At 66.3% G+C, this 16,247-nt stretch carries 20 protein-coding genes; 12 read left to right on the top strand and 8 right to left on the bottom strand.

Annotated features, from left to right (window positions below):
* Nucleotide 1 precedes the first annotated feature (1 nt).
* On the top strand, nucleotides 2-685 hold the full coding sequence (locus OG976_RS09305; protein ID WP_328360934.1) for a GntR family transcriptional regulator: 684 nt from the start codon (nucleotides 2-4) through the stop codon (nucleotides 683-685).
* Nucleotides 686-688: 3 nt separating this feature from the next.
* Here the strand turns inward: OG976_RS09305 and OG976_RS09300 are convergent, their stop codons facing one another.
* A complete protein-coding gene (locus OG976_RS09300) occupies nucleotides 689-1,300 on the bottom strand; it encodes a maleylpyruvate isomerase family mycothiol-dependent enzyme (protein ID WP_328360931.1) in 612 nt (203 codons plus the stop codon).
* 133 nt (nucleotides 1,301-1,433) lie between these two features.
* On the opposite strand from OG976_RS09300, the gene OG976_RS09295 reads away from it, so the two are divergent.
* Entirely contained in the window at nucleotides 1,434-2,609 is a 1,176-nt protein-coding gene (locus OG976_RS09295) for a thiolase family protein (RefSeq protein ID WP_328360928.1), read from the top strand.
* A 15-nt stretch (nucleotides 2,610-2,624) separates the two neighbouring features.
* Here OG976_RS09295 and OG976_RS09290 read toward each other — a convergent pair whose 3' ends face one another.
* From OG976_RS09290 to OG976_RS09280, 3 genes are all read right to left on the bottom strand, one after another.
* A complete protein-coding gene (locus OG976_RS09290; RefSeq protein ID WP_328360925.1) occupies nucleotides 2,625-3,305 on the bottom strand; it encodes a TetR/AcrR family transcriptional regulator in 681 nt (226 codons plus the stop codon).
* 99 nt (nucleotides 3,306-3,404) lie between these two features.
* Nucleotides 3,405-4,619, bottom strand: coding sequence for a CaiB/BaiF CoA transferase family protein (locus OG976_RS09285; RefSeq protein ID WP_328363330.1), 1,215 nt, complete (start codon nucleotides 4,617-4,619; stop codon nucleotides 3,405-3,407).
* Between the two features lie 125 nt (nucleotides 4,620-4,744).
* Entirely contained in the window at nucleotides 4,745-5,722 is a 978-nt protein-coding gene (locus OG976_RS09280) for a squalene cyclase (RefSeq protein ID WP_328360922.1), read from the bottom strand.
* Between the two features lie 97 nt (nucleotides 5,723-5,819).
* Between OG976_RS09280 and OG976_RS09275 the strand changes: the two genes are divergently transcribed.
* A complete protein-coding gene (locus tag OG976_RS09275; RefSeq protein ID WP_328360919.1) occupies nucleotides 5,820-6,248 on the top strand; it encodes a nuclear transport factor 2 family protein in 429 nt (142 codons plus the stop codon).
* 19 nt (nucleotides 6,249-6,267) lie between these two features.
* Here the strand turns inward: OG976_RS09275 and OG976_RS09270 are convergent, their stop codons facing one another.
* A complete protein-coding gene (locus OG976_RS09270; RefSeq protein WP_328360916.1) occupies nucleotides 6,268-6,876 on the bottom strand; it encodes a TetR/AcrR family transcriptional regulator in 609 nt (202 codons plus the stop codon).
* 38 nt (nucleotides 6,877-6,914) lie between these two features.
* Between OG976_RS09270 and OG976_RS09265 the strand changes: the two genes are divergently transcribed.
* Nucleotides 6,915-7,304 (top strand): ester cyclase, encoded by a 390-nt coding sequence (locus OG976_RS09265; protein WP_328360913.1) that lies wholly within the window; start codon nucleotides 6,915-6,917, stop codon nucleotides 7,302-7,304.
* Entirely contained in the window at nucleotides 7,301-8,344 is a 1,044-nt protein-coding gene (locus OG976_RS09260) for a TIGR03857 family LLM class F420-dependent oxidoreductase (protein WP_328360910.1), read from the top strand. Before OG976_RS09265 ends, OG976_RS09260 begins: the two co-directional genes overlap by 4 nt.
* Here OG976_RS09260 and OG976_RS09255 read toward each other — a convergent pair.
* A complete protein-coding gene (locus OG976_RS09255; RefSeq protein ID WP_328360907.1) occupies nucleotides 8,334-9,830 on the bottom strand; it encodes an acyl-CoA carboxylase subunit beta in 1,497 nt (498 codons plus the stop codon). The two genes, OG976_RS09260 and OG976_RS09255, sit on opposite strands and share 11 nt — an antisense overlap.
* A 62-nt stretch (nucleotides 9,831-9,892) precedes the next feature.
* Between OG976_RS09255 and OG976_RS09250 the strand changes: the two genes are divergently transcribed.
* Both OG976_RS09250 and OG976_RS09245 read left to right on the top strand, forming a co-directional pair.
* Nucleotides 9,893-10,927, top strand: coding sequence for an LLM class F420-dependent oxidoreductase (locus OG976_RS09250; protein ID WP_328360904.1), 1,035 nt, complete (start codon nucleotides 9,893-9,895; stop codon nucleotides 10,925-10,927).
* A 103-nt stretch (nucleotides 10,928-11,030) separates the two neighbouring features.
* Nucleotides 11,031-12,122: an alkene reductase gene (locus OG976_RS09245; protein WP_328360902.1), complete on the top strand. Its 1,092-nt coding sequence runs from the start codon at nucleotides 11,031-11,033 to the stop codon at nucleotides 12,120-12,122.
* Here the strand turns inward: OG976_RS09245 and OG976_RS09240 are convergent.
* Nucleotides 12,095-12,586 (bottom strand): DUF2834 domain-containing protein, encoded by a 492-nt coding sequence (locus tag OG976_RS09240; RefSeq protein WP_328360899.1) that lies wholly within the window; start codon nucleotides 12,584-12,586, stop codon nucleotides 12,095-12,097. The two genes, OG976_RS09245 and OG976_RS09240, sit on opposite strands and share 28 nt — an antisense overlap.
* A gap of 74 nt (nucleotides 12,587-12,660) precedes the next feature.
* Between OG976_RS09240 and OG976_RS09235 the strand changes: the two genes are divergently transcribed.
* The 3 genes from OG976_RS09235 to OG976_RS09225 are packed head-to-tail and all read left to right on the top strand — an operon-like array spanning nucleotide 12,661 to nucleotide 14,137.
* A complete protein-coding gene (locus OG976_RS09235; protein ID WP_328360897.1) occupies nucleotides 12,661-13,260 on the top strand; it encodes a TetR/AcrR family transcriptional regulator in 600 nt (199 codons plus the stop codon).
* A 16-nt stretch (nucleotides 13,261-13,276) separates the two neighbouring features.
* A complete protein-coding gene (locus OG976_RS09230; protein ID WP_328360894.1) occupies nucleotides 13,277-13,672 on the top strand; it encodes a nuclear transport factor 2 family protein in 396 nt (131 codons plus the stop codon).
* Nucleotides 13,673-13,723: 51 nt separating this feature from the next.
* Nucleotides 13,724-14,137 (top strand): hypothetical protein, encoded by a 414-nt coding sequence (locus OG976_RS09225; RefSeq protein ID WP_328364080.1) that lies wholly within the window; start codon nucleotides 13,724-13,726, stop codon nucleotides 14,135-14,137.
* Here the strand turns inward: OG976_RS09225 and OG976_RS09220 are convergent.
* Complete coding sequence (locus OG976_RS09220; RefSeq protein ID WP_328360891.1) at nucleotides 14,020-14,373, bottom strand: UBP-type zinc finger domain-containing protein; 354 nt, start codon at nucleotides 14,371-14,373, stop codon at nucleotides 14,020-14,022. The two genes, OG976_RS09225 and OG976_RS09220, sit on opposite strands and share 118 nt — an antisense overlap.
* Nucleotides 14,374-14,742: 369 nt before the next feature.
* Between OG976_RS09220 and OG976_RS09215 the strand changes: the two genes are divergently transcribed.
* Nucleotides 14,743-15,429 carry an MlaE family ABC transporter permease gene (locus OG976_RS09215; protein ID WP_442930515.1) on the top strand — a complete coding sequence of 229 codons (687 nt, stop codon included), beginning with the start codon at nucleotides 14,743-14,745 and terminating at the stop codon, nucleotides 15,427-15,429.
* The gene (locus OG976_RS09210) at nucleotides 15,426-16,247 is read left to right on the top strand and encodes an ABC transporter permease (RefSeq protein ID WP_328360885.1); all 822 of its coding nucleotides are present in this window, start codon (nucleotides 15,426-15,428) and stop codon (nucleotides 16,245-16,247) included. The genes OG976_RS09215 and OG976_RS09210 overlap by 4 nt, the downstream gene beginning before the upstream one ends.

The raw sequence follows: 16,247 nt of genomic DNA, 5'->3' as shown, positions 1-16,247 counted from the left end.
CATGAGCGCACCGGATTTCGCACCGCGGCCACAGTTGGCCGAGGATGTCGCGCGCTTTGTGCGACAGCGAATCTTCAACGGCACCTATCCCGCCGGGGAGTACATCCGGCTCGACCAACTCGCCGCCGAACTCGGAATCAGCGTGACCCCGGTACGCGAGGCGCTGTTCGAACTGCGCGGGGAAGGGTTGCTGGACCAGTTGCCCCGGCGCGGCTTCGTGGTGCTGCCGTTCACCGACCGCGACATCACCGACGTGTCGAACCTGCAGGCCCACGTCGGAGGTCTGCTCGCGGCCAGGGCGGCTGCCAACATCACCGATGAACAGCTGCAGGAACTCACCGCCATCCACTCGGAGCTGACCGACGCCTACGCCGCCAACGACGGCGACCGCGCGGTGCGGCTCAACCATGAGTTCCACCGGGCGATCAACGTGGCCGCGGACTCGCCGAAACTCGCCCAGCTGATGTCGCAGATCACCAGGTACGCACCGGAATCGGTGTTCCCGACCATCGACGGCTGGCCGGACAGGTCGATCGCCGACCACCACCGCATCGTGGCCGCGCTGCAGGCCCATGACGAGGACGGGGCGCGCGCCGCGATGTCCGAGCATCTGGCGGCGGGGGCCACCCCGCTGATCGAGCACCTCGTGAAGCAGGGTGTGGCCCGGCGCGTCGCCGGCCCCTAAGACTCACACCACCGAGAATCCCGTCGCCAGTGGGGCACGCCCGGTCAGGGCCGACAGCACCAATTCGCCGTGGCCCCGCCGGACCGCGATCGCCGCAGCCAATTCCGTTGCACTGCCGCACACCTCATCCGGCAGCGTCTCCGGTTGACCGGTGGCCCGGGCCAGGTCCAGGCTGTGCACCGCCAACTCGAAGATCCGGGTCGGCAGATAATCCGACAGCCGCATCCCGCCGGCCACGGTGGAGATCAGCGGATCGCCAGCGCCGCCCAGGGCGGCGAGAGCCGCGTCCCGGAAGGACCGCAGCGCCGTCAGCGGATCGTCGCCGAGTGCGCGTGCGGCCTGCTCGGCGCGGGCGTCGATCGCCGCCGCATCGGTCTGTTGCAGGGCGACGATGTAGTAGTCCGCGACGGTGTGGACGTCGCGGTCGGCCGCCGGCTTCGCCAGATAATCGGTGACAGTGGTGAACGAGCGGCCGAGATGGCCGACCAGCGTCCGCACCGTCCACGATCCGAGCGCGGGAGCCTGCCAGCGGTCCGCAGGCACCGCGGCAACCAGTGCCAGCGCATGCTCACCGGCGACGCGATAGATCTCGATCAGTTCTCCGGTGGTGGTCATGGTGTGCATTCCATCGAATCCGGGCGCGGTGGTAAAGAGCCAGTCGGTGCCGTCTGGCACCCACCGCCGGCGCCGATACATTATCTGCTACTTTTGTAACGCTCTTGACGCATCAATCCTGAGGTGGAGAACTATGCCCGAAGCAGTCATCGTCGGCGCTGTGCGGACCGCGATCGGTCGCTCGTTCAAGGGCACGCTGGTCAACACCCCGCCGGAAACTCTGATCACGGCCATCGTCCCCGAGGTGATCCGCCGCGCCGGCATCGACCCGGCCGACATCGACGACATGATCTTCGCCGAATCCCATTACGGCGGTGGCGACCTCGCTCGGTACGCGGCCGACGCATGCGGCCTCGAGCATGTTCCCGGGCAGTCGGTCAACCGGCACTGCGCGGGTAGCCTGACCGCGATCGGCAACGCCTCGGCGCAGATCGGCTCCGGTATGGAGCGCGTACTGATCGCGGGCGGTACGCAGTCGCTGTCGATGACCCCGCTGACGAGCCAGCGCATCATCGGCCCCGAACTGAAGTTCGAGGAGCGCTGGATGCCGCCCACCCACGTCGAGACGCCCGACGCCCCCACCAAGGACATGTCGATCACGGTCGGCTGGAACACCGCACAGGCGGCAGGCATCAGCCGCGAGGAGATGGACGCCTGGGCGGCCCGCTCACACCAGCGCGCCGTCGCCGCGATCGACGCCGGAAAGTTCCTCGACGAGATCCTGCCGCTCAAGGTCGCACAGCTCGACGGTTCGGTGATCGACTTCAGCGTCGACGAGCAGCCCCGCCGCGACTCCACCGCCGAGAAATTGGCTCAGCTCAAGGTGCTTCACCCCGAGATCGAGGGCTTCTCGATCACCGCGGGCAATGCCAGCGGCACCAACGACGCGTGCGCCGCGGTGGCACTGGTCGACCGTGCCTACGCCGCGGCCGACGACCTCGACATCCTGGCGACGGTCAAGGCCTGGGGTGCGGTTGGCGTGCGGCCGCGCGACACCGGGCTGGGCGGCGTCGAGGTGATCGGCAAGGTCCTCGACCGCGCCGGGCTCAAACCGTCGGACATCGCCCTGTGGGAGATCAACGAGGCCTTCGCGTCGGTGCCGATCGCGGCCACCCGCAAGTACGGTCTTGACGAGGAGCTGGTGAACTTCTCCGGCAGTGGCTGCAGCCTGGGGCATCCCATCGCGGCATCCGGTGCCCGGATGGTCACCACTCTCATCTACGAGCTTCGCCGTCGCGGCGGCGGTATCGGTATGGCGGCGATGTGCGCCGGCGGCGGTCAGGGCGGCGCAGTCATCATCGAGGTCTAGGGGACAGCCCGGCCCTCAGCTCTTGCGGCGCGCCTTCGGGCCGGCCTTCTTGCCCTCGTCGATCAAGCGCTCGGCGTGCTCGAGGATGCACTGCAGCCCGTACTCGAAGTTGTGATCGTCGGCCGCACCAATGCGGATGGTGTCTTCGAGTGCGTGCGCATCCGCGTTGGCGGCTTGGTTCTTCTCGTGAAGACGATGCAGCACAACCGAACCCCGCACATGCACCGACACCGCTGAGTAGACGTCGAACGCGTCCTGGGCGGACAGGCCGGCATCGGCCAGGTTGGCGATGGCCTTCTCGACTTCCTGTTCACCGGCGCGCACCGCCCGTGGACTCAGGGCCGAGCGGATCAGGATGAGATCACACAGGATTGGGTTTGCCAGGAACGTCGCACGTGTCGTCCTGGCGTGGTTGGCCAGTGTCCGTCGCCAGTCGTCGGCCGCCACGTAGGGAGTGGCGAACTCGCACTGCCGCAGCGCGCGATCGGTCATCGCGTTGAGCAGGTCGTCCTTCTTGCGGAAGTACCAATAGATGCTCGTGACGCCAACACCGAGGTGCCTGCCCAGCTGTGGCATGCTCAAGTTGTCGATCGACACCTGCTCCGCCAGTGCGAAGGCGCCGGCGATGATGTCGTCCGGATTGATCGACCCGCGCTCGCGCCGCGGGCGCTTCGCCACCGTCGCTGGCTTGGCCACTGCAGGACCACCTTCCGTTGAAACTGGCTCCCGGGCCGATTCATCGAGTTACTGTAAAGCCTATAGTAGGCGTTACCGAACATCGCGGCCATACCGGGCCTAGGCGATGGCCCCGGACTCCTTGAGGGCTTCTATGCGATCCCAGTCCAGACCGATCTCCATCAATACGGTTTCGGTGTGCTCAGAAGCCTGTGGCGCACGGGTGGTTTCGAGTGGTTCGTGGTTGAACTGCACGGGACCGCGCACCACCTTGAAGGGTGCCCCGCCGTCGGCGGCTTCCACTTCGGCGATCATGTCGTTGGCGAGCGCCTGCTCGTCGGCGGCCAGGTCGACCAGGCTCTGATAGGGCGCCCACTGCCCGCGCATGGTCTTGAGCTGCTCACGCCAGTAGTCGAACGGTTTGGCTCCGACAGCGGCGGCGATCAACTCGCTTGCCGCCTCGGCATTTTCGATGAGTGGCATGACGTCGGCGAACCGCGGGTCGTCGGCAGCCTCCGGGATGCCGAGATGTTCGAAGGTGTCCCGGATGAGACCGGTCGGGCTGACGATGCAGAGGTTGATCGTCCCGCCATCGGAAGCGACGTAGTTACCCAGGAACGGATTGAACTGCGATCCGCCGGATTTGGGCATCTCGGCACGCATGCACTCGCCGGTGTCCATGCCCTGGGTCACGCTGGCGCCTGCCGCCCACCAGGCGGTGCTCATCAGCGATACGTCGACTTCGAGTGCCTCGCCGGTCCGCTCGCGGTGCAGCAGCGCCGCTGAGATGCCGCCGGCGATGTTCATGCCGCCGATCGAGTCGCCGAACGCGGGAATGCCCTGGGCCAGCATGCCTCCCAGCTCAGCCGGTGACAGCGCGTAACCGATCCCACTGCGGGTCCAGAATGCCGTCCCGTCGTAGCCGCCGACGTCGCGCTGCGGCCCCTTGTCGCCGTATGCGCTGCCGCGTGCGTAGATGATGTTCGGGTTGACCGCGCGGATGTGCTCGACGTCGATCTTGTTCCGCTGCCGTACGCCGGGCATGTAGTTGGTCAGGAACACATCCGCGGTCTTGGCGATCTCGTAGAGCACCTCCTGACCCTCGGGTGTCGAGATGTCGATGCCGACGCTGCGTTTGCCACGGTTGGGATGTTCCATGAGCGGGTGGCGGTCCGGATTGAGCTGAAATCCGCCCATGTAGAGGAAGCCGCGCTGGGTGTCGCCGCGCACCGGGTGTTCGACCTTGATGACGTCGGCACCCCAGTCGGCCAGAATCGCACCCGCGGCGGGAACGAAGGTGAACTGCGCGACCTCCAGTACCCGGAAGCCATCCATCACTTTGGTCACCGCGGCGCCTCCTTCTATCTGTGGAATTTACTGTAACAATTACAGTTGGTTGGAGGGGCGGCGTTGCGGATGCACGGCGCCGGGCGCGGCGGCGCAGCAGCAACCGGTGAATCTCACGGGCTCCCGTCCCACCAGGCGAGCACTCGAATTGCGAACAGAGTCAGCCACTTCGACGGCTGTCCCTCGGGTACATCCACCTCGAACCACACCCGTCCTGGATGATGAGCGCCTTGGCGCCAGGTGCCGTCCGGTTGCCTGGCGGCACGGATGAGGTCGATCGCGTCCGCCATGCGCGGGTCGGGCGGTGAACCATCGAGCAACGACGCTTGGCGGAAGTACTCGGCTGCGCTGAGCACGTTGTATCGCCATCGGAATGGGTAGGAGAAGGCGTCCACCCAGGGTGCGACCGGATCGCCGGTCGTCAGACGGCGAAAAAGCCCGCGCCGCAGCAGGTATTCCTGCCCGGCGTGCCGGGCTGAACGGGTCGCGTCGCTGCCCCCGGTCACCGTGTCGTAGGCGAGGAGGCCCTGCAGTGCGTTGAGCGTCGAGTGGAACGAGGATCGCGTCGACCCCTCCACCCATTCGCAGTTCCACCCGCCGTCAGGTAGTTGATGCTCGAGGAACCAGGTGACGATGCCGGAGATATCTGCACCGAGCCACGCCCCGTTGGCGACCGTCCAGGCGTTGATGCAACAGTCGACTTCCCCGCCCCAGTAGGGCAGGTCCTCGTACTCCCACCGGCTGTTCTGTGCGAGAAGCTCAACAGTGCGGCGCTCGCGCAGGACACTGGCGTCAAGGCCCCACTCCCGCAGCGAGTTGAGCGTCCAGGTCGTCGCGGTCCAGGGCTGCCCCGCGCCGTCGTCGGCCTCGGGGCCGTCGAAGTCGAAATCGGCCGGGAAGAATGCGCCGCCCGCCCACTGGCCATCGCTGTCCTGCGCCGCGAGAAGACGCGCACCGAATCCTTCGGTTGCGACCCGTGATCGAGTTGCTTCCCAGACCGCCGCCGGCTCACCGACCAGATCGCGCTCCACTTGCCAACGCAGCGCCGGATCAGAATCGACGAGCCACGCGATCAGCGGCAGGGCCGGCATGCTGCGACTATAGCGATATGGGCACGTGTGCCCGGGTCTTGTTGCTGTGATGAGAGTTCTTCTCGTCCCGGTGAACGAAGGGTGTGCGGTGACATCGATGTCCGATGAACTGGAGGCGATTCGGCAGCTGAAGGCCCGATACTGCCGGTACCTGGATACCAAGGATGTCGAGGGCTGGCGTGCTGTCTTCGCCGAGGATCTCACCGTGCTGCTCGACGGTGCCGTATCGACCGGCGGGGTGGATCCGCAGACCGGTCCACCGATCGAGGGCGTCGACAACTTCGTCCCGATGGTGTTGGCAACGCTGGAGGGGGTGGCCACCGTTCACCACTGCCACACCCCGGAGCTCACCCTGGATTCGCCGACGACCGCGACCGGCATTTGGGCGATGGAGGACATGTTGTTCTTTCCCGACGGAACCCACATGCACGGGGCGGGTCACTACCGCGAGACCTACGCCAAGCGCGACGGCGGTTGGCGAATCACGTCCTTGCATCTCACCCGAACGCTGCTGCGCTTCTCGTGAGCCGGCGGCACACGCGCCCTCAGGTTCCGTAGTCGTGGATGATCCGTTCGCGGGTGTGGGTCAGTTCGCGGCCGATGTCGAAGGTTCGCGGCAGGGTAATCCAGACGAACACCGCACCGAAGGTCGCCGCGGTGATGTCGCCGACCGCTTTGTCGACGTCGACATCGCGGCGAACCGACTTGTCGCGGACACCGCGTCGAAGGCTCGTACCGATCTTGTGCGCTGCGTTGGACAGGTCGCCGGCTATCCGGTCGCGCAGCGGCGAGGTGGTCTTGACCGCTTCGAAGGTGGCCACGTACATCGCGTGGAACACGTCGGGCTCCCGGGCGTAGAGCTCACGGATCCGGTCGATGTGGGCCAGCACCTGCTCCATGCCCGTCGCGCCCGGATCTGGGTCCGGGTTGAGGCGGCTCATGTACACCTGCAGGAAGTCGTCCAGGATGGCGTCCTTGCCGCCGTAGCGGGCGTGCACCATCGTGCGGCTGTACCCGGCACGGCGGCCGATCTCCGCAGCGGTCGTTGCCTCCCAGCCCTTCTCGACGATGAGCGCGGCGGCAGCCTCCATCAGGCGGCGTCGAGAGGTCTCGACCCGCTCCGCTTGCGTCAAGCCGCGTTCGGGAGTGGGCACCCTTGCATATTAAACACACGACAACTAAGTTGCCTGGAATGACGTCAGCGCCGGTGGGCAGGACCGCGCGTGAGGTGGTCGAGCTCTACAACCTCGTGGTCTGGAACACGCGGGACTTCGCTCTGGCCGAGGAACTGCTGGGGGACAGCGTGATTCGCCACGAGGTGGGGGAGTCTCATGTGCTCACCCACGATGAGGCTGTCAAACGAGTGGTCGACACCTGGGAGATGTTCGACGAGATCCGGTTCGATCTGAACCTGATCGTCGCCGGGGATGACGACGAGCACGTGGCGCTGGTCTACCAGTCGCCGATGACGCTCAAGGACGGGTCCGAGATCTGTATCGGCAGCATGGAGATCTTCCGTGTCGTCGACGGCCGGATCACCGAAGTCTGGAATTGTGGCTACAAACAAGGAGAGTGGCAGTGAGCGGACAACCGTTGGACGAACTCGGCTACTACCTGCTGGCAGGCGCCGGCGGTGAAGGGCCCGCCACGTTGATGGACGAGGCCCGCCGAGGTGAGGAACTCGGCTTCGGCACGGCCTTCATCTCTGAGCGCTGGAACGTCAAGGAGGCCTCGTCACTGGTGGGTGCGGCCTGCGCGGTGACCACCCGGATGCAGATCGCCACGGCGGCAACCAATCACAACACTCGGCATCCGCTGATCACCGGGTCGTGGGCCACCACCATGCACCGCCTGTCCGGTGGCCGGTTCACCCTGGGGATCGGACGCGGAATCGGCGCCATCTACTCGGCGTTCGGCATCCCGGCGGTCACCACCGCGCAGATGGAGGACTTCGCCCAGGTGATGCGCCGGCTGTGGCAGGGCGAGATCATCTTCAACCATGACGGCCCGCTCGGGAAGTACCAGATTCTGTTCCTCGATCCGGACTTCCGGGAGGACATCCGGCTGGCGCTGGTGGCATTCGGGCCGAACACCCTCAAGCTCGGTGGCCGCGCGTTCGACGACGTCATCCTGCACACCTACTTCACCCCGGAAACCCTGCAGCGCTGCGTCAAGACGGTCAAGGACGCCGCCGAGCAGGCCGGCCGCGACCCGGACAGCGTGCGGGTGTGGTCCTGCTTCGCCACCGTCGGTGATCACCTGCCCGAAGAGTTGCGGCTCAAGAAGACGGTGGCCCGCCTGGCGACCTACCTCCAGGGGTACGGCGATCTGCTGGTGAACACCAATGGCTGGGATCCCGCTGTGCTGGAACGGTTCCGGGCGGATTCGGTGGTGCAGTCCATCGGTGGTGGCATCGACCACAAGGGAACCGCCGAGCAGATCGAGCACATCGCGACGCTGATCCCCGACGAGTGGCTCGAACCATCGGCCACCGGTTCGGCGCAGCAGTGTGTCGACCGTATTCGCAAGGAGTTCGACTATGGCGCCGACGCGGTGATCCTGCACGGTGCCACCCCGGACGAGCTCGAGCCGGTCGTGCAGACCTATCGCGCTACGGTGTGATGACGGTGCGCGACACCGGTTCTGCGACCTGCTGGCGGCTGTAGACACCGCGCTGTAGCGCCAGCAGCAGGGCGTTGCGGGTTTCTTCCGGCGAGATCAGTTCGTCGAACCCGAGGTTGTTCGCCGAGCGGTACGACGCCTCGAGCTCCATGTTCTTGAGGACTTCGGTGACGTCCTCGTCGGCGTGCGACGCCCGGCTCAGCGCCGCCGCGCTCATCGCGCCCATGGTGGCGCCCGGGAAGGCGAAGGTGGCCACCTGGCTGTCGAAACCCAACAGCGACATGACCATCGAACCGAAGCCGAACGCCTTGCGCAGTGTCACATGCAGTTTGATCGTGGTGGCCGCCGTCTGGGCGGCGAACATCCGGGCCCCGGAGCGCAGCACACCACTGCGTTCGGACTGACTACCAGGCAGCATGCCGGGATTGTCGGCCAGAAAAACGATCGGCAGGTGGAATGAGTCGGCCACCATGATGAAATGTGCTGCCTTGTCGGCAGCGTCGGCGTCGATCGACCCGGCGAGCTTGGTCGGCTGATTGGCGACGACTGCCACCGGATAGCCACCCAGGTGGGCCAGCGCACAGATGATCGCCGGGCCGAACTTCGGTTGCACCTCGAACCAGTCCGGCTCGTCGAACACCACGTCGAGGACGGTGCGCATGTCGTAGATGCGTCGGTTGTCCCGGGAGATGATGTCCAGCAGTTCGGGGGTGTGGCGCAGTTCCGCCGAGTCGTCGTAGAGCCGGGTCGGGGGATAGGACCAGGCGCTGGAGGGGAAGTAGGACAGGTAGCGACGAACCTCGTCGAGCACCGCTTCGTCGGTCTCGGCGACGTTGTGGATCACGCCGCTGGCAAGGGCGACGTCGGGGCCGCCCAGGTCCTCCTTCGAGATGTCCTCTCCGGTGGACTCTTTCACCACCGGCGGTCCCGCGGTGAAGATGGCGCCCTGACCGCTCATGATGCTGAAGTCGCACACCGGCGCCACCAGTGCGCCGTGGCCGGCCGACGGGCCCAGCACGGCCGAGACAGTGGGCACCTTGCCGGAACACTGTGCCTGCGCGATGAGGTCGGTGGGGCTGCGGCCATAGTGTTCCCCGCTCGGCCGAAATCCGGCCCCTTCCAACAGCATTACCAGCGGCACCTTGTTGCGTAGCGCCAGTTCGGCCAGCCGGTAGCGCTTCGCGTTGCCGCCGGGGCCGATCGTGCCTGCCAGGGTGGTGAAGTCTTCGGCGCCGATCATCACCGGCGTGCCGCCGACGCGTCCGGCTCCCGTGACGATGCCGTCCGCGGCGATCTCGCCGCCGACCAGGGTGCCGAACTCCTGGAAGGTGCCGGGGTCGAGGAGGTGGTCGATGCGTGCCCGGGCGTCGAGTTTGCCCTTGTCGTGGTGTTTGGCCAGCCGCTCGTCGCCGCCCATCGCATGTGCATGCTGACGCCGCCGGCTCAGGTCGTGCAGTGTGTCCTGCCAGTCCTGCGCGTTGCTCATCGAGGTGTCCTAACCGTGCGCGCGTTGACCATACTGAATTGCTTACTGTAGCCTCTGCCAGCATGGCGTCGGGCGGTTGTCTCAAGGTCGATCGCGGTGTCATGAGCAGGCTCGCCGAGGTCGCCGACGCAGCCCGGGATCTGGAGCGGCTCGGTTATGACGGCTGCTGGACCGCGGAGATCAATCACGACCCGTTCCTGCCGCTGACCCTGGCTGCCGAGCACACCTCGCAGATCGAGTTGGGCACGAGCATCGCGGTGGCATTCGCACGTAACCCGATGACCGTCGCCAATGTCGGGTGGGATCTCCAGGAGTACTCCGAAGGCCGGCTGCTGCTGGGCCTGGGCACTCAGATCAAACCGCACATCGAGAAGCGGTTCAGCATGCCGTGGAGTCAGCCTGCGAAGCGGATGGGCGAGTTCGTTGTCGCGTTGCGCGCCATCTGGGACTGCTGGCACAACGGCACCAAGCTGAGCTTCGACGGAGACTTCTACACCCACCGCCTGATGACGCCGATGTTCACTCCGGAGCCCCAGCCCTACGGTTCGCCGAAAGTCCTCATCGCGGCGGTGGGCGAGTTGATGACGGAGACGTGCGGCGAGGTCGCCGACGGGATGATCGCGCACGCGTTCACCACCAAACGCTACTTCGACGAAGTGACCATCCCGGCGGTGGAGCGCGGGATGGCCAAGTCCGGCCGCAGCCGCGACGACTTCCAGATGTTCGCGCCGGTGTTCGTGGTGACCGGTGCCGACGAGGCGGAAATGGCCGCGGCGGCAGCGGCTTCACGCAAGCAGATCGCGTTTTATGCCTCGACCCCGGCGTATCGCAAGGTGCTCGAACTGCATGGCTGGGGTGAGTTGCAAACCGAATTGCACCGGCTGTCGATGGCGGGCCAGTGGGACACGATGGGCACCCTCATCGACGACGAGATACTGGAGACCTTCGCCGTCGTCGCGCCGGTGGAGGAGTTGGCCGGCGCGCTGCGGGCCCGCTGTGACGGCATCATCGACCGGGTGATGGTGGGGCTGCCGGCCGGCACGCCGGAGTCCACCGTCCGCACATTCCTGGATGAGGTCCGCGCTCCCAGCCTGTAGTTGGCGACATGTCCACTCGTCGCACTTCCTCGCGACAACGACAGGCTCGGTGAATCTATCCGCGGCGGGAATGAATCAGGGCCCGCCCGTACTTGAGGCAGGCATGACCTACACCCTGGCCGACGACGCAGCCCTGCTCCAGCCGATCACCGTCGGCAGTGTGACGGCCCGCAACCGGATCTTCATGGCGCCGTTGACGCGCAGCCGGGCCCAGGATGACGGCACACCGTCTGACCTGCAGGTCGAGTACTACGCGCAACGTGCCTCGGCGGGTCTGATCATCACCGAGGCCACCGCGGTCTCTCAGGCCGGCAACGGTGCCTACGGCAATACCCCGGGCATCTACACCGACGCACACGAGCAGAAGTGGGCGCAGGTCGCCCAGGCCGTCCACGAACGTGACGGGCTGATCTTCATGCAGATCTGGCATGTCGGCCGGATGGGGCACCCCGACATCAGCGGTACCGAGTCGGTGGCGCCGTCAGCGATCGCTGCCGACATGCTCGCGCACACCCCCGCCGGCAAGAAGCCGCTGCCCGTTCCGCGTGCTCTCGACACCGACGAAATCCCCGGCGTGATAGCGCAATTCCGCACCGCGGCCCGCCGCGCGGTCGACGCCGGTATGGACGGTGTCGAGATCCATTCGGCCAATGGCTATCTGCTGCACCAGTTCCTGGCCGATGCCACCAATCGGCGCACCGACCACTACGGTGAATCTGCGCAGAACCGTGCGCGGCTGGCCGCCGAGGTCATCGAAGCCGTCGCCGAGGAGATCGGCCCCGACCGGGTCGGGGTGCGCATCTCGCCCGGAAACAACGCCGGAGACGTCCACGAGATCGACACCATATCAGCGTATGAGGCCCTGCTGCAGCGCATTTCAACGCTCGGCCTGGCATACCTGCATGCGCTCATCGACCCCGACGCCGACGATTTCGGAACCATCCGCGCACTGTGGCCGGGGACTTTCGTCCTCAACACCGGTCGCGAGGTCGAAACCAGTTTCTGCCAGCTGGAGAACCTCGCCGACTGGGGCGTCATCAGCGCCGCCACCGTCGGCCGGGCGTTTCTGGCCAACCCCGACCTCATCGACCGGCTGCGTGCCGGCGCCGAGCTCAATGAACCCGACGTCGCGACGTTCTACTCACCGGGATCGGCGGGTTACACCGACTACCCGACGCTGGCGCCGATCGTCTGAGCCGCCGCCTTCTCGTGGCGGCGCTGACGCTCGGCGGTCGCCAGGTAGAACGCCCAGGCGAACGCGAAGCTGGTGAACAGGCTGGACACGAAGAACAGCCACGGCCTGCGGATGCCACGGCGGTAGCCGTCGACGATGGTGAACAACGGCAGCAGGATGACATTGCCGATCGTGTAATCCTGGCTGGCTGAGGCGGCCGCTGGGTTGTCATAGCCCAAAGTGATGAACTGCCACCAGCTTCCGCTCCCGGTGAACACATTGCCGCTGCCGTCGGCGTACTGGTGGACGAACTTGATGTTGAAGTACCAGCCGAGCGCGATCGAGGCGATGCCCGCCACGTAGTAGGCCACCTCCAGGGCGCTGAGAGCGGGTCCGTTGGCAGGCTTGCGGAAGATCGTGGGGTTGGACTGAATGACCCAGGCGATCACGAGTACGGCGAGCACTGCATGCACGAGAAGCGTCATGGTTGGTCAATGTAGATCAATCACTTCGATGTTTTGTCAATTTTGACAAATGGTCGTGCGGTAGGTTGTCCTGCGTGATTCGGCCTGCTCAGACGGCGCGCAGTGAGCGCACCCGCGACGCGTTGCGGCGCGCGGCCATGGTGCGGTTCCTCGCCCAAGGTGTCGAGGACACCTCGGCCGATCAGATCGCCGCCGATGCCGGGGTCTCGCTGCGCACGTTCTATCGCCACTTCACCTCCAAACACGACCTGCTGTTCGCCGACTATGACGCCGGCCTGGAATGGTTCCGCGCCGCGCTGCAGGCGCGTTCGCCGGAGGAACCGATCCTGGAGTCGGTGCAATCGGCCATCGACGCCTCGCCCTATGACCCGGAGGCCGTCGCCCAGATCGCGGCTCTGCGCGCCAAAGAACTCGACCCCGGCAGCATCCTGCGGCACACCCGCCAGGTGGAGGCCGAGTTCGCCGACGCGGTGGCTGCCCAGCTCTCCGACAGCGCCGGGCACGCGACGGTCGACGATCGGCTGCGCGTCATGGTCACGGCCCGCTGCATCGCGGCCGCCGTTTTCGGTGCGATGGAGATGTGGATGGTCGGCGACGACCCGTCGCTGGCGGAATTGCAGCGGCTGTGCCGCACCGCGCTGGAGCTGTTGCGCGGCGGCGTCATCACCGAGTAGTGGCATGCTCTCGGTCATGCATGCATTTCGCGCTGCCGTGGAAGCCGGCGACTTCGATGCCCTGCCCGCGCTGTTCGCTGAGGACGTCGTCTTCCGCAGCCCCATCGCGCACAAGCCGTACCACGGCCGCGACGCCGTCGGCGTGATCCTGCGCGCCGTCTCGCGGGTGTTCGCCGATCTCACCTACGTCCGCGAGATCGGTGCGCAAGACGCTCCCGACCACGCGCTGGTCTTCACCGCCAAGGTCGGCGACCTCGACATCAACGGCTGCGACTTCCTGCACACCCGGCCCGACGGGCTTATCGACGAGTTCACCGTGATGCTGCGTCCGCTCAAAGCGGTCAACGCGTTCGCCGAGCGGATGAGCGAGGAATTCGCCAAAGAGATGCAGAGGTCTGGTCTTTCGGATTGACACGGCGTGTGCTCCCACACTTGAGCGGCTGCGCGGAGGACCATCGGACCCATGGCGAGGATCGGTGACGACTCTCTGATCGTTCGCGCCGAACAACGTGCCGACGCCACCTGGCTGTTCACCATCCGCTACACGGTGTACTTCGACCAGTCCGAGCTCGGGATGCGATTCGACGACAGCGTCCAGGTCTGCGACGACCACTGTGCGAGGCCGGTGCCGTTCATCGCCTGCACGCCGTCGGTGTTGCGCAAGAAGCGCGTGGTGGTCAACGACGACGCGATCACTCAGGTCGACAACGTCTACGCCACAGTGTGTCTGCGTCGTCGCGGCGGTCCCGACGCGGTGATTCAGTCCGCGCGCCTTCCCAGGATCTCGGCCCAGTCGCTGGGCACCCGCCCGCGGGGACCGGGCACCGTCTCGTCAGCGGGCCGGCTCTCCGGTGGCGCCAGTCGCGGTCCGTCGTAGTACTGGTTGTCCTGGTAGTCCCAGAACCAGTCCTCGCCCGGCTCGAAGGAGCGGATGATCGGGTGACCTGACTGCCGCCAATGCGCGGACGCGTGACGCATCGGGGAGTCATCGCAGCAGCCGATGTGTCCGCAGGCGGCGCAGCGGCGCAGGTGCACCCACCAGCCGCCCGAGGCGTCACATTCGACGCAGCCCGTGCCGCTCGGTGGGATGGACGGGTCGACCGCTTCAGCCACCAGCCCAGCCTACGCACGGGCTCTAGCACGCCGCGGACAACACTTTAAATCGCGACGATCCGATCGGTCTGAGCGAAACCAAATGCTTTGCGGCGACCTGCCGATAGTGCCCATTGACGCTTGGACTTCTGCGCAGGCGTGCGTTGACAGCTAATCGGGACTCTCTTAGCGTCCGGCCCAAGCCTGACGATGGAGAGGACTGCATGTGGGATCCGCAGAGGGGTGCTGGCGCCCGGCGGCTGTAATGCCGCCGTTGCCCTCGCTCCGCCCGCGTTTCCTCGGCGGCCGACGGTGAAAGCTGCCGCCTGGTCCAAGCCCGTGTTCTCCATCGGCGACTTCGTCGTTCTCGTGGGCGAAACCTTCGCGGCCATGTTCCGCCGCCCGTTCGCCTGGCGTGAACTGCTCGACCAGATCTGGTTCGTCGCCCGGGTGTCCATCGTGCCCACGGTGGTGCTCTCGATTCCCTACACGGTGCTGATCGTCTTCACCCTCAACATCGTGCTGCTCGAGGTCGGCGCGGGTGATCTCTCCGGCGCCGGGGCGGCGCTGGCCTCGGTCACCCAGGTGGGCCCTGTCGTGACGGCCATCGTGGTCTCCGGGGCCGGCTCGACCGCCATGTGCGCCGACCTGGGTGCCCGCACGATCCGCGAAGAGATCGACGCGATGAAGGTGATCGGCGTCAACCCCATCCAAGCCCTCGTGGTCCCACGGGTCATCGCCGCGACTTTCGTTGCGCTGATGCTGTATTCGGTGGTCGCCGTCGTCGGCCTGGCCGGAAGCTACTTCTTCGTCGTGTTCATTCAGCACGTCACGCCCGGGGCGTTCGTCGCCGGCATGACGCTGCTGACCGGCCTGCCCCAGGTGATCGTGTCTCTGGTCAAGGCGCTGCTGTTCGGCCTGTCGGCCGGTTTGATCGCCTGCTACAAGGGGCTGTCGGTCGGCGGCGGGCCCACCGCGGTCGGCAATGCCGTCAACGAAACCGTGGTGTTCGCGTTCATGGCGTTGTTCCTGATCAACATTCTGGCCACCGCGTTCGGCGTCAAGGTGGCGCCGTGAGCGACACCGATACCAATCGGCTGGTCGGCGCGACCCGGAAGCTGGGGGAGCAGACGGCGTTCTACGGAAGCGCCCTGGCGGCCACGCCGTACGCAGTGCGGCGTTATCCCGCCGAGGTGCTGCGACTCATCGCCGTCATGGGGATGGGCACCGGCGCGCTGGCCGTCATCGGCGGCACCGTTGTCATCGTCGGCTTCCTGACGCTGTCCACCGGCGCGCTGATCGCCGTGCAGGGCTACAACACACTGTCGAACGTCGGTATCGAGGCCTTGACCGGATTCCTGGGCGCCTTCCTCAACGTCCGGTTCATCGCGCCGGCGACCGCGGGCGTGGCGCTGGCCGCGACCATCGGGGCGGGCGCCACCGCGCAGCTCGGCGCGATGCGGATCAACGAGGAGATCGACGCCCTAGAAGTGATGGGTATCCGCGCCGTCACCTACCTGGCCTCGACCCGCATCGTGGCGGGCGTGCTGGCGGTCATCCCGATCTACACCGTCGCCGTGTTGATGTCGTTTCTGGCCACCCGGTTCGGCACCACCGTCATCTACGGCCAGTCCCGCGGTGTCTACGACCACTACTTCTCGAGCTTCCTTCATCCCAGCGACCTGATGTGGTCGTTCATCGAAGCGCTGGCGATGGCCGCCGTCGTGATGGCTATCCACACCTACTACGGCTACACCGCCACCGGCGGGCCGGCCGGCGTGGGTGAAGCCGTCGGCCGCGCGGTGCGCACCTCCATCACCGCGGGCGTGTTCATCCTCTTGACCATCACACTGTCCGTGTACGGACAGTCCGGCAACTTCCACCTGTCGGGGTAG

Origin of the sequence: Mycobacterium sp. NBC_00419, from assembly GCF_036023875.1 — a bacterium.
Lineage (GTDB): Bacteria > Actinomycetota > Actinomycetes > Mycobacteriales > Mycobacteriaceae > Mycobacterium.
The sequence above is the reverse complement of the archived record's forward strand: the minus strand, read 5'-3'. Positions and strand labels throughout refer to the sequence as shown.